Genomic DNA, 12,974 nt, shown 5'->3' on the forward strand with positions numbered 1-12,974 from the left:
GTTGGGGGCTTCCCCCTGTGAGAGTAGGACGTCGCTTCGCACATGTAAAACCACTGAGAAATCAGTGGTTTTTTTGTGCACTTATTTCGTTTTATAATTCCCCCTGTTAAGGCTGATGCTCTGAATCTAAAATGGTTTTATGTTATGAACTTGTTTAAGTAGTATGCTTTGTTAATCATGATTACGAGTGGTTAGAGTGGAAATTCAGCCTGTTCTTTTTAGACAGATGGGGAGTCGTGTCGTTGATAGAAGAGGCATTTTAATAGTTGTGCTTAATATAGTGTATACATAACTTTTAAATACACATAAAAAAATCATAATAGGCTGCTTAGCGACCGTATTGTAACGGTGCTAAGCAGCCTATTTATGTTTGTATACTAACTACACATGCTACACCCGTTCCCGATTAGGTTAGTTACAGCACGTGCCTCAGACATGAAGTGGTCTCCTCCAATAAGTAGAAAAATTATACCATTGGGAATGCCGCAAGTGGTTTTGCGAATGTAATAGAGTAGTGTTGGGCGCCCGATAAAACAATATTTTATTGGTACTTGCCCAAAATTCATTTGAGCTGTTTACAAAGGAAGCGTTATACACCCATGTATGACAGCAAGTAGAGTTGGATCAGACACATACTGTAACAGTTCACATAAAAGCATTGCGTGAAAAATTAAAGGACCCTGTGAAGTCTCCTTACTTTATACAAACTGTTTGGTGTAACATAGCCTTTTTACTTTTACTCGTCGTATGAGTATTTTACAATGATATTAATTGTCCCGATTTTCGTTTGCATGGGTATGCCCTAAAATCACTTTTCTTTTTAAATCATTTTTTTGAAATTGTGACAAATCGTTCACAAATGGAATTGTTTCCATTAGGAAGGTTTGAAACTTACATGGTATAGTTAGAGCGATATTTAAGATGTGGAAGGTGTACAATTTGACTAAAAAACAAGTTTGGTATGAAGTAGAAGAAAATGAGACAATCGAGCAATGTCTAGAAAGAATGAAGAAAGATGGCTATATGGCGTTTGGGCGGAAAGAAGAGCCAGTATTTGAAGAAGTAAATGGAGAACCAATTTACTTACGTCAAAAAATCCGATTTAAAGGTATATTAATGGAATCATGACAAAGATCCAGTTAAAAACACGAACAATTAGTTTTACCTAAAAAATATTGTTCGCATTTTGACGTTGATTTTATAACCAACCCTTGTTAAAATGTGAAAAGGAAAAACATTTAATCCCTCATATATGCTAGAGAATATGGCTCTAGTGTCTCTACCCGGCACCGTAAATACCGGACTATGTGGGAAAGCAACTTTTGGTATGATTATAAAAAGGGTGTGGATTGCAAATGCATGTATCTACATATTTTATTAACAGTCCTCAAGTAAACTGCTTTCTCATGCGCAGAGAGTAGTTTATTTGAGGATTTTTTTCGTTAATAATTACGCAAGTGGAGAAGATGTTTAAAGGAGCGAAACTCATGGAACCAAAAGTTGGCGTTATAATGGGAAGTTCAAGTGACTGGGAAACGATGAAACATGCTTGTGACATTTTGGAAGAACTGCAAGTACCTTATGAAAAACAAGTGGTATCTGCTCACCGTACACCAGATCTAATGTTTGAATATGCAGAAGGTGCACGTAGTCGAGGTATTCAAGTAATTATTGCAGGGGCAGGTGGTGCAGCACATTTACCAGGCATGGTAGCTGCGAAAACGACATTACCTGTAATTGGTGTGCCTGTACAATCCCGCGCATTAAATGGTCTTGATTCATTATTATCTATCGTACAAATGCCAGGTGGTGTGCCAGTAGCAACGGTTGCAATTGGTAAAGCAGGTGCAACAAATGCAGGATTGCTTGCAGCACAAATATTAGGTGCTTTTGATCACGACCTTGCTACAAAGCTTGAAGCGCGACGTGAAGCGACAAAAGCGCAGGTTTTAGAAAGCACAGGTGACTTGACGTGACAAAAATGATTTACCCTGGACAAACAATTGGTATTATCGGCGGTGGCCAACTTGGTCGCATGATGGCAGTAGCGGCGAAAGAAGCCGGCTATAAAATCGCGGTACTCGAACCTACGATGGATTCACCTTGTGGACAAGTGGCAGATATTCGCATTGTTGCCGCCTATGATGATGAGGGAGCATTGGAAGAACTAGCAGAAGTAAGTGATGTAATTACTTATGAATTTGAAAATATAGATTACGATGGTTTAAAGCGTCTTACACAAATTGCTTACGTTCCACAAGGCGCGGAACTTGTACGTATTACACAAAACCGTATTACAGAAAAACAAATGATTGTTGATGCGGGTTGTCCGGTAGCACCGTACATTGTCGCTACTACATATGAACAACTTCAAGAAAGCATTGTAGAAATCGGCTTCCCATGTATCGTGAAAACAGCAAGAGGCGGTTATGATGGGAAAGGTCAGCAGTTGTTGAAGTCTGCGGATGATTTACCGCTAGCAAAAGATTTATTTACACATTCACAATGTATTGCAGAGGGCTATGTTCCATTTACAAAAGAAATTTCCGTTATTGTTCAGCGCAATGGACATGGTGAAACATACTGCTTGCCAGTAGGTGAAAACGTACATGTGAACCACATTTTACATGAGACAATTGTGCCTGCAAGGATTGATACTAAAACGGCAGGGTTGGCAGAAAAGGCAGCTATGAATATTGCGGACCATTTACAATTAGTCGGTACATTGGCAGTAGAAATGTTCGTGCTTGAAGATGGTAGTGTTGTTATTAACGAATGTGCACCGCGCCCTCATAATTCAGGTCATTACTCAATAGAGGCGTGCAATATATCCCAATTTACACAGCATATCCGTGCTGTATGTGGCTGGCCTTTACGGAAGCCAAAGCTATGGGGACCATCGATTATGGTCAACGTGCTTGGTCAGCATGTCGTTTCGTTAACAAACTCTATTTCGAAATATCCTGATTGGTCTATACACCTTTACGGAAAATCAGAAGCAAAAGTAAACCGCAAAATGGGTCACGTAACAATTATGACAGATGATATAAATACAACAATAAAACAAATTAAGGATTCCGGTATTTGGCCGGAATAGAAGGAGAAAATTTATGATAGAACGCTATACACGTCCCGAAATGGGTGCCATTTGGACTGAAGAGAACAAGTTTAAGGCATGGTTGGAAGTAGAAATTTTAGCTTGTGAAGCATGGGCTGAAATCGGTGTAATTCCAAAAGAAGATGTTGTGAAACTACGTGCAAATGCATCATTTGATATGGATCGAATTTATGAAATCGAGCAGGAGACACGTCATGATGTTGTGGCGTTTACACGTGCAGTTTCAGAAATGCCAGCACTTGGTGATGAAAAGAAATGGGTTCACTACGGATTAACTTCTACGGACGTTGTAGATACAGCATTATCATATTTAATCAAACAGGCAAATGAAATTTTACGAAAAGATTTACATAATTTCATTGCTATCCTTACTGAAAAAGCAAAAGAGCACAAATATACAGTTATGATGGGTCGTACACACGGTGTGCATGCAGAACCAACTACATTTGGTTTAAAGCTTGCATTGTGGTTAGAAGAAATGCGCCGTAATTTAGTACGTTTTGAAGAAGCGGCAAACGTAATTGAAACAGGTAAAATGAGCGGTGCGGTAGGAACATATGCCAATATCGATCCGCGTGTTGAAGCTTATGTATGTAAGCATCTAGGCTTAGCTGCTGCACCAATATCTACACAAACATTGCAGCGTGACCGTCATGCACAATATTTTTCTACTTTAGCACTTATAGCAACATCAATTGAAAAGTTTGCAACAGAAATTCGAGGCTTACAAAAATCGGAGACTCGTGAAGTTGAAGAAGGCTTTGCAAAGGGACAAAAAGGTTCTTCGGCAATGCCGCATAAACGTAATCCTATTGGTTCTGAAAATATGACAGGTATGGCACGTCTAATGCGCGGCTATATGTTAACAGCTTTTGAAAACGTGTCATTATGGCATGAACGTGATATTTCGCACTCATCGGCGGAGCGTGTCATTATTCCTGATGCAACAATCACATTGAATTATATGTTAAATCGTTTCGGTAACATTCTTAAAAACTTAACAGTATTCCCTGAAAACATGAAACGCAATATGGAACGCACATTCGGTCTTATCTACTCACAACGGATCTTACTAGCTTTAATTGATAAAGGCTTATCGCGTGAGGAAGCGTACGATACGGTACAACCATTAACGGCACGTGCTTGGGATGAGCAAACTCAATTCCGTCCGCTTGTAGAGGCAAGTGAAAAAATCACTTCTTATCTATCAGCATCTGAAATTGAAGATTGCTTTGACTACAGCTACCATATTCAAAATGTTGATATGATTTTCGAACGTTTAGGTCTTAACTAATTAATCCATTAATCAGGGGGAATACGTGATGAACAAAGGTCAACTTTTGTACGAAGGAAAAGCAAAACGATTATATGAAACAGAAAATCCGGAAGTTCTTTTCGTTGAATATAAAGATAGTGCTACAGCATTTAATGGCGAGAAAAAAGCTAATATTGCTGGTAAGGGAAATTTAAATAATCAAATTACGACGCTAATTTTCGAGAAATTACAAGCTAACGGCATTGAGTCACACTTCGTTAAACGTCTTTCGGATAACGAGCAGCTTGTACGTAAAGTAGAAATTATTCCAATTGAAGTTGTGACACGAAATATCGCTGCAGGAAGCCTAGCGAAACGCCTGGGGTTTGAAGAGGGTATGGCGCTTAAACGTCCTATCGTTGAATTTTATTATAAAGACGATACGTTAGGCGACCCCCTTATTACGACGGAGCATATCGATGTGTTAGGCATTGCAACACTGGCGGAAGTAGAAGAATTATATAACGCAGCTCTGCATGTCAATGAAGTGCTAAGTCCAATCTTCGCTGCAGTTGGTGTAACATTAATCGATTTCAAATTAGAATTCGGTCGTGATAACAACGGCAATGTATTATTAGCCGATGAAATTTCACCAGACACTTGTCGTTTATGGGACACTAAGACAAATCAAAAGCTTGATAAAGACGTATTCCGCCGTGATTTAGGGAGTATTACTGAAGTATATGAAATTATTTTACAAAAACTTGGAGGCATTTAACTCATGAAGAAAGTCAAAATATATGTAACATTAAAAGAAAGTATTCTAGATCCACAAGGTTCAGCGGTTCAAGGCTCTTTACAAAAAATCGGTTACAACGAAGTATCTGACGTACGTATCGGTAAATATTTAGAAGTAACAATCAGCGATACTGACCGTGACGTTGACACAATCGTAAAAGAAATGTGTGAAAAAGTATTAACAAATACGGTTATCGAGAAGTACCGTTACGAAATCGAGGAGGCATAATACTATGAAATTTGCAGTACTCGTTTTCCCGGGGTCTAACTGTGATATCGACATGTATCATGCGATCAAGGACGAATTAGGTGAAGAAGTAGAATATGTGTGGCATACAGCTACTAGTTTAGAAGGTTTTGATGGGGTACTCGTTCCTGGTGGCTTCTCATATGGAGACTATTTACGTTGTGGTGCAATGGCAAACCAATCAAACATTATGACAGCATTAAAGGAGTTTGCAGGACAAGGCAAACCAGTGTTAGGTGTTTGTAACGGATTTCAGATTTTAACGGAGGCAGGTCTTTTACCAGGGGCGTTAATTCGAAACAAGAACCTGAAGTTCATGTGCCGTACCGTACAATTAAAAGTTGAAAATAACAACTCATTATTTACGAACCAGTATGAAGCTGGAGAAGTAATTAATATTCCAATAGCACATGGTGAAGGAAACTATTATTGTGACGAGGAAACTTTGACAGAACTTAAAGCGAATAACCAAATCGCATTCACATACGAAGGTGAAAATCCAAATGGTTCTTTAGCGGATATCGCAGGAATTATTAACAAAGAAGGCAACGTATTAGGTATGATGCCGCACCCAGAGCGTGCAGCAAACGAAATCGTTGGTGGCGCAGACGGTCTGAAATTATTTAAATCAATTGTGAAGCAGTGGAGGGAACAACATGTCAACAACTAAATTTGAGCCATCACCAGAGCAGATTAAAGAACAACGTCTATATGCGGACATGGGTATGACAGATGCAGAATTTGACTTAGCAATCGAAAAATTAGGACGCATTCCAAACTGGACAGAGACAGGTCTTTTCTCAGTTATGTGGTCTGAACATTGCTCTTATAAAAAATCAAAGCCTGTATTGCGTAAATTCCCAACAAAAGGTCCTCAAGTTTTACAAGGTCCTGGTGAAGGTGCAGGAATAGTTGATATCGGTGATGAACAAGCTGTTGTATTCAAAATGGAATCACATAACCACCCATCTGCAATTGAACCATACCAAGGCGCAGCAACTGGTGTAGGCGGAATTATTCGTGACGTATTCTCTATGGGTGCGCGTCCAATTGCCATGCTGAATTCTCTACGTTTTGGTGAGTTAAAATCAGCGCGCGGAAAATACTTGTTTGAAGAAGTAGTAGCAGGTATCGCGGGTTATGGTAACTGTATCGGTATCCCGACTGTAGGCGGCGAAATTGGTTTTGATCCTTGTTATGAAGGAAATCCGCTAGTAAACGCAATGTGTGTAGGGTTAATTGACCATAAGGATATCCAAAAAGGTGTTGCTGCAGGTGTAGGAAATACTGTAATGTACGTTGGTGCGAAAACAGGTCGTGACGGTATTCACGGTGCAACATTCTCTTCTGAAGAATTGACAGAAGATACTGAAGAAAGTCGTTCAGCAGTACAAGTTGGGGACCCATTCATGGAAAAATTACTTCTTGAAGCATGTTTGGAAGTTGTTAAATCGGATGCATTAGTAGGTATTCAAGATATGGGTGCAGCTGGTCTAACTTCATCTTCTGCAGAAATGGCTTCTAAAGCTGGTACTGGTGTAGAAATGAATCTGGACTTAGTTCCTCAACGCGAAACGAACATGACAGCTTACGAAATGATGTTATCTGAATCTCAAGAGCGTATGTTAATCGTTGTAAAAGCAGGCCGTGAAGAAGAAATTAAAGCAATTTTTGATAAATATGATTTAGATGCAGTAGCAGTAGGTCGTGTAACAGACGATAAAATGCTGCGCCTGATCCACAATGGCGAAGTAGTGGCGGAAGTACTTGCTGATGCACTTGCTGAAGATGCGCCGGTGTATAATATGCCAGATGCTGAGCCAGCTTATTTTGCTGAATATCAAGCAATGGAAAATGTAGAACCTAAAGTAGTAGATTACAAGGAAACATTAACTGCTTTATTAAAAGCACCAACAATCGCTTCGAAAGAGTGGGTGTATGATCAATATGACTATCAGGTTCGCACTAATACTGTAGTGGCACCTGGATCGGATGCTGCTGTATTACGTGTCCGTGGTACAAACAAAGGGTTAGCGATGACAACTGACTGTAACTCCCGCTACATTTATTTAGATCCAACAACAGGTGGTAAAATTGCTGTTGCTGAAGCAGCACGTAATATCGTATGTTCTGGTGGACAACCACTTGCAATTACTGACTGCCTGAACTTTGGTAACCCAGAAAGACCGGAAATTTTCTGGCAAATTCAAAAATCAGCAGACGGAATCGCAGAAGCTTGTTTAGCACTTGATGCACCGGTTATTGGTGGTAATGTATCGATGTATAACGAACGTTCAGGTGAAGCAGTTTACCCAACACCGACAATCGGTATGGTCGGTTTAGTAAAGGATTTAGCACATGTAACGACACAGGAAGTGAAAGCTGCCGGTGATGTTGTGTACTTAATTGGTGAAACGAAAACTGAGTTCGGTGGATCGGAACTACAAAAGTTAGTTGAAGGTGGTATTTCAGGTAAAGCACCATCAATTGATTTAACTGTAGAAGCAGCTCGTCAAAAAGCAATTTTAGAAGCGATTCAAGCGGGACTTGTACAATCTGCGCATGACGTTTCTGAAGGCGGAGTTGCCGTTGCATTAGCCGAAAAAACATTTGCAGCGAATGGTTTAGGTTTAGATATAACGATACCAGGTTCTGCGACGACAGCTTTATTTGCCGAATCACAATCCCGTTTTGTTTTAACAGTAAAAGAAGAAAATGCAGCGGCATTTGAAGCCTTTGTAAAAGATGCAACAAAAATTGGGTCAGTAACAGCTGACGCAACGATTAAAATTAACGGTGAAACTGGCTTACTTGTTGAAGGTACTGTGGAGGAATTCCGTTCTGCTTGGAAAGGAGCAATCCCATGCTTGCTGAAATCAGAGGCTTAAACGAAGAATGTGGCGTATTTGGCATTTGGGGCAACCAAGATGCAGCCCACTTAAGTTATTACGGTTTACACGCGTTGCAACATCGTGGACAAGAGGGAGCTGGTATCGTCACAACAGACGGTACTCAGCTTCAGGCTGTCCGTGGTGAAGGTCTTGTAAATGACGTGTTCAATGAAGATAAGTTACGTAAAGTTGTAGGGCATGCAGCAATTGCACATGTACGTTACGCAACTGCAGGCGGGAAAGGGCTGGAAAATGTTCAGCCACTATTGTTCCGGTCTTCAACAGGCTCACTAGCGATTGCACATAATGGTAACTTGGTGAATGCCACTCATTTAAAGCAATTTTTAGAGCGCTCTGGTAGTATTTTTAATTCTACATCTGATACAGAAGTAGTTGTTCATTTAATAAAAAAATCAAAGCATTCACCTTTCCGAGCGAAAATAAAGGAAGCTTTATCTTTATTAAAAGGAGCATTTTCAATAATTTTGCTGACAAATGATCAGATGATTGTGGCAAGAGACCGTAATGGTTTACGTCCGCTTTCATTAGGCAAGTTGGGCGATGCATACGTTGTTGCTTCTGAAACTTGCGCATTTGACTTAATTGGTGCGGAATACATTCGTGAAGTAGAGCCGGGAGAATTGTTGATTATTTCTAATAATGGTCTTGAAGTAGATAGCTATGTCGAAAAAGATAAACGAACTATGTGTGCAATGGAATATGTGTATCTAGCACGTCCCGATTCTAATATTGATGATGTTAATGTTCATATGGCTCGTAAACGTATGGGGAAAGAGCTTGCAAAAGAATGTGCTCATATTGAAGCCGATGTTATTACAGGGGTACCTGATTCATCCATTTCAGCGGCAATTGGCTTTTCTGAAGAAAGCGGAATTCCATATGAGCTTGGATTAATTAAGAACAGATATGTTGGACGTACATTTATCCAGCCTACTCAGGAGTTACGTGAGCGCGGTGTAAAGATGAAACTTTCACCTGTCGTACAAGTTGTTAAAGGAAAGCGTGTCATAATGGTTGACGATTCTATCGTACGCGGTACAACGTCTAAACGTATTGTTCGCATGCTAAAAGAAGCGGGCGCAGCTGAAGTACATGTCGTAATCTCTTCACCACCGATGACAGATCCATGCTATTACGGTATTGATACATCGACTCATGAGGAGCTCATTGCATCGAACCATAGTGTCGAGGAAATTCGTGAAGCAATTGAGGCGGATTCACTCACGTTTTTATCATTAGAAGGAATGGTACGTGCAACAAATCGTCCGTTTGAAGATGAAAATGGGGGTCTTTGCTTAGCGTGCTTTACAGGGAAATATCCGACAGAAATTTTCCCTGATACAGTATTGCCGCATGAAAAAGACTGTTAGAAATCAAGGAGGAGCATGGCATTATGTCAAAAGCATATGAGCAAGCAGGCGTTAATATAGAAGCAGGATATGAAGCAGTTAAGCGTATGAAGTCACATGTAGAGCGTACGAATCGTCTAGGTGTGATGGGGACATTCGGTGGTTTTGGCGGTATGTTTGATTTATCTGCACTGAACTTAAAAGAACCAGTTCTTATTTCAGGGACAGACGGGGTTGGGACAAAGCTAAAGCTGGCATTCATGGTTGATAAGCACGATACAATCGGTGTTGACTGTGTGGCAATGTGTGTAAATGATATTGTAGCCCAAGGTGCAGAGCCGCTTTATTTCCTCGACTATGTCGCTGTAGGAAAAGCAGTACCAGAAAAAATTGAGCAAATTGTTAAAGGGGTAGCAGATGGTTGTGTTCAGTCTGGTGCAGCTTTAATCGGTGGAGAGACTGCTGAAATGCCAGGTCTATATGAAGAGGACGAATATGACTTGGCTGGGTTTGCTGTAGGTGCCTGTGAGAAAGCAGATATCATTACAGGTGAGAAAATTACAGAAGGTGACGTATTAATTGGTCTAGCTTCTAGTGGTGTGCATTCAAATGGTTATTCATTAGTACGCAAAATTGTATTTGCAGATAATAATTTTGCGGTAGACGCTGTTGTTGAAGGTTATGAAGATCTTGGTCCAATCGGAGAAGCACTTTTAGTTCCTACAAAGCTATATGCAAAGCCTGTATTAGCGGCACTTAAATCTGCAGATGTACATGGCTGTGCACATGTTACAGGTGGAGGCTTCTATGAAAATCTACCACGTATGATGCCTGCAGGTTTAGCAACGCAAATTGACTTAGGTACTTGGCCGGTATTACGTATCTTTGATTTCTTGAAAGAAAAAGGTGCATTAGCGGACAAAGATTTATATAACGTGTTTAATATGGGGATTGGTTTTGTCATTGCCGTACCAGCAAGTGAAGCAGAAAAAGTAATCGCTGCAGTAGAGGCAGAAGGTGAAAAAGCTTACAAAATCGGTCATGTTGTAAAAGGGGAAGGCGTTATTTTCAACGGTGAGCATGACGGGAGTTTAGTGTAATGACAACGAAAATTGCCGTTTTTGCATCAGGAAGTGGCAGTAATTTTCAAGCGCTTGCTGAAAGTATTGCTAACGGAAAGCTTAATGCCGAAATCGGGCTTGTTGTAACAGACAAGCCTGGTGCCTACGTTGTCAAACGTGCACAAAGTTTAAATATTCCAGTAGCAGAGTTAGCACCAAAAAGCTTTGAAGATAAAGCTGCCTATGAAGCAAAAATTGTTAAATTACTAAAAGAAAAAAAGATTGAATGGGTCATTTTAGCGGGGTATATGCGCCTGATCGGTGAAACGCTTTTATCGGCTTATGAAAATCGTATTATTAATATCCATCCATCCTTACTGCCATCATTTCCAGGAAAAGATGCTATAGGTCAAGCGATGGAGCACGGTGTGAAAATTACAGGCGTTACCGTACACTACGTAGATGCGGGAATGGATACAGGCAAAATTATTGCACAGGGTGCCGTTGATGTTGTAGAGGGTGACCGTGAAGCAACAGAAAATCGTATCCATAAATTAGAACATTTACTTTATACAAAAACATTACAACAGTTATTTGAATCGTAATTTCGCCTGGGCTGCTCCTGTGAGGGCACTGCTCACCGAAAAAAATGAAAAATTGGAGGACCTAATCGTGACGAAACGTGCACTTATTAGTGTTTCAGATAAAAATGGTATTTTAGAATTTGCAAAAGAATTAGTAGCACTTGGCTATGAAGTACTTTCAACTGGAGGTACAAAAAATTTACTACAAGAAAACAATGTACCAGTTACAGCAGTTGATGAAGTAACAAAGTTTCCAGAGATTTTGGATGGACGTGTAAAAACGTTAAACCCTATGATTCACGGCGGTCTTCTTGGTAAATTTGATGAGCCAAGTCATGTTGCACAAATGGAAGAACACGGCATTGAGCCAATCGAAATTGTTTGTGTAAACCTTTATCCTTTCGTAGAAACGATTTCAAAGCCGAATGTTACTTGGGATGATGCGATAGAAAATATCGATATCGGAGGTCCAACAATGCTGCGTTCAGCAGCAAAAAATCATGATTATGTAACAGTAATCGTAGATAGCAACGACTATACTGCAGTACTTGAAGAATTAAAGGCAGATGGCAAAACAACATTAGAAACACGTCGTCGTTTAGCAGCAAAAGTTTTCCGTCATACTGCTGCATATGATTCGTATATTTCAAATCATTTAACAACAGCAATCGGGGAAGAGTTCCCTGAAAACTTAACGCTAACTTATGAACTAAAGCAAACATTGCGCTATGGTGAAAACCCTCACCAAAAGGCTGCTTTCTATGCAAAACGCCTAGGTTCGGATTTCTCGATTGCCTACGCGACACAATTGCATGGAAAAGAATTGTCATACAACAATATTCAGGACGCAAATGCTGCACTTCAAATTGTAAAAGAGTTTGAGATGCCGGCTGCTGTAGCTGTGAAGCATATGAATCCATGTGGTGTTGGTACAGGTGAAACAATCGAAGAAGCATTTAATAAAGCATATGAGGCAGATTCAACTTCAATTTTCGGTGGCATTATTGCATTAAATAAAGAAGTGGACGAAGCAACTGCTGAAAAATTATCTCGTATTTTCCTGGAAATCATTATTGCACCTTCATTCTCTAAAGAAGCACTACATATTTTAACGCAAAAGAAAAATATTCGCTTAGTAACAATTGATTTTGCACAAGAGAAGCAGGACCAATTCAATGTTGTAGCGGTTGAAGGTGGTTTACTCGTTCAGGAACCAGACCGTTTCGGCTTTGAAGAAGCAGATATTAAAGTCGTAACAGATCGTGAACCGACAGAGGAAGAATGGGAAGCATTAAAGCTTGGATGGTCAGTAGTAAAGCATGTAAAATCCAATGCGATTGTTGTTACGGACAAGCAAATGACGTTAGGTGTGGGCGCGGGGCAAATGAACCGTGTTGGAGCAGCTAAAATTGCATTTGAACAAGCTGGTGAAAAAGCACAAGGCGCGGCATTGGCATCGGATGCATTTTTCCCAATGGGAGATACAGTAGAAGCAGCAGCAAAAGCTGGCATCAAGGCAATCATTCAACCAGGCGGCTCGATTAAAGACCAAGAATCCATCGATGCTGCAAACAAATATGGTATCGCAATGGTATTTACAGGTGTACGTCATTTCAAACACTAATTTGTAACTTTATGTTTAAAACATTA

12 protein-coding genes, 1 pseudogene and 1 riboswitch are annotated in these 12,974 nt (G+C 40.1%); all 13 genes and pseudogenes read left to right on the top strand.

The window, feature by feature from the left end:
- Positions 1-538: 538 nt before the first annotated feature.
- A pseudogene (locus H9632_RS19145) lies at positions 539-751 on the top strand (winged helix-turn-helix domain-containing protein); the annotation flags it as partial.
- A gap of 188 nt (positions 752-939) precedes the next feature.
- On the top strand, positions 940-1,128 hold the full coding sequence (locus H9632_RS15005; protein ID WP_191704886.1) for an NETI motif-containing protein: 189 nt from the start codon (positions 940-942) through the stop codon (positions 1,126-1,128).
- A gap of 98 nt (positions 1,129-1,226) precedes the next feature.
- Positions 1,227-1,326, top strand: a riboswitch (purine riboswitch).
- Between the two features lie 161 nt (positions 1,327-1,487).
- Complete coding sequence (gene purE, locus H9632_RS15010; RefSeq protein WP_191704887.1) at positions 1,488-1,976, top strand: 5-(carboxyamino)imidazole ribonucleotide mutase; 489 nt, start codon at positions 1,488-1,490, stop codon at positions 1,974-1,976.
- Positions 1,973-3,097, top strand: a complete 1,125-nt coding sequence (gene purK, locus H9632_RS15015) for a 5-(carboxyamino)imidazole ribonucleotide synthase (RefSeq protein ID WP_191704888.1) — start codon at positions 1,973-1,975, stop codon at positions 3,095-3,097. Before purE ends, purK begins: the two co-directional genes overlap by 4 nt.
- 13 nt (positions 3,098-3,110) lie before the next feature.
- Entirely contained in the window at positions 3,111-4,412 is a 1,302-nt protein-coding gene (gene purB, locus H9632_RS15020) for an adenylosuccinate lyase (protein WP_191704889.1), read from the top strand.
- 28 nt (positions 4,413-4,440) lie between these two features.
- The gene (gene purC / locus H9632_RS15025; RefSeq protein WP_191704890.1) at positions 4,441-5,151 is read left to right on the top strand and encodes a phosphoribosylaminoimidazolesuccinocarboxamide synthase; all 711 of its coding nucleotides are present in this window, start codon (positions 4,441-4,443) and stop codon (positions 5,149-5,151) included.
- Positions 5,152-5,154: 3 nt separating this feature from the next.
- On the top strand, positions 5,155-5,400 hold the full coding sequence (purS, locus tag H9632_RS15030; RefSeq protein WP_191700875.1) for a phosphoribosylformylglycinamidine synthase subunit PurS: 246 nt from the start codon (positions 5,155-5,157) through the stop codon (positions 5,398-5,400).
- Positions 5,401-5,404: 4 nt separating this feature from the next.
- Entirely contained in the window at positions 5,405-6,088 is a 684-nt protein-coding gene (gene purQ, locus H9632_RS15035) for a phosphoribosylformylglycinamidine synthase subunit PurQ (protein ID WP_191704891.1), read from the top strand.
- A complete protein-coding gene (gene purL / locus H9632_RS15040; RefSeq protein ID WP_191704892.1) occupies positions 6,075-8,306 on the top strand; it encodes a phosphoribosylformylglycinamidine synthase subunit PurL in 2,232 nt (743 codons plus the stop codon). The genes purQ and purL overlap by 14 nt, the downstream gene beginning before the upstream one ends.
- Complete coding sequence (purF, locus tag H9632_RS15045; RefSeq protein WP_191704893.1) at positions 8,282-9,700, top strand: amidophosphoribosyltransferase; 1,419 nt, start codon at positions 8,282-8,284, stop codon at positions 9,698-9,700. The genes purL and purF overlap by 25 nt, the downstream gene beginning before the upstream one ends.
- Positions 9,701-9,723: 23 nt before the next feature.
- Positions 9,724-10,779 carry a phosphoribosylformylglycinamidine cyclo-ligase gene (gene purM, locus H9632_RS15050; RefSeq protein ID WP_191704894.1) on the top strand — a complete coding sequence of 352 codons (1,056 nt, stop codon included), beginning with the start codon at positions 9,724-9,726 and terminating at the stop codon, positions 10,777-10,779.
- Positions 10,779-11,345: a phosphoribosylglycinamide formyltransferase gene (gene purN / locus H9632_RS15055; RefSeq protein ID WP_191704895.1), complete on the top strand. Its 567-nt coding sequence runs from the start codon at positions 10,779-10,781 to the stop codon at positions 11,343-11,345. Before purM ends, purN begins: the two co-directional genes overlap by 1 nt.
- 67 nt (positions 11,346-11,412) lie before the next feature.
- Complete coding sequence (gene purH / locus H9632_RS15060; protein WP_191704896.1) at positions 11,413-12,948, top strand: bifunctional phosphoribosylaminoimidazolecarboxamide formyltransferase/IMP cyclohydrolase; 1,536 nt, start codon at positions 11,413-11,415, stop codon at positions 12,946-12,948.
- Positions 12,949-12,974 lie beyond the last annotated feature (26 nt).

Origin of the sequence: Solibacillus merdavium, from assembly GCF_014836935.1 — a bacterium.
Classification (GTDB): domain Bacteria; phylum Bacillota; class Bacilli; order Bacillales_A; family Planococcaceae; genus Solibacillus; species Solibacillus ferritrahens.

Bases quoted from the DNA above. Each gene is read 5' to 3' on its own strand.
- purF (WP_191704893.1), top strand. From the start codon at position 8,282: ATGCTTGCTGAAATCAGAGGCTTAAACGAAGAATGTGGCGTATTTGGC.
- purE (WP_191704887.1), top strand. From the start codon at position 1,488: ATGGAACCAAAAGTTGGCGTTATAATGGGAAGTTCAAGTGACTGGGAA.
- purQ (WP_191704891.1), top strand. From the start codon at position 5,405: ATGAAATTTGCAGTACTCGTTTTCCCGGGGTCTAACTGTGATATCGAC.
- purS (WP_191700875.1), top strand. From the start codon at position 5,155: ATGAAGAAAGTCAAAATATATGTAACATTAAAAGAAAGTATTCTAGAT.
- purN (WP_191704895.1), top strand. From the start codon at position 10,779: ATGACAACGAAAATTGCCGTTTTTGCATCAGGAAGTGGCAGTAATTTT.
- purL (WP_191704892.1), top strand. From the start codon at position 6,075: ATGTCAACAACTAAATTTGAGCCATCACCAGAGCAGATTAAAGAACAA.
- purC (WP_191704890.1), top strand. From the start codon at position 4,441: ATGAACAAAGGTCAACTTTTGTACGAAGGAAAAGCAAAACGATTATAT.
- purM (WP_191704894.1), top strand. From the start codon at position 9,724: ATGTCAAAAGCATATGAGCAAGCAGGCGTTAATATAGAAGCAGGATAT.
- purB (WP_191704889.1), top strand. From the start codon at position 3,111: ATGATAGAACGCTATACACGTCCCGAAATGGGTGCCATTTGGACTGAA.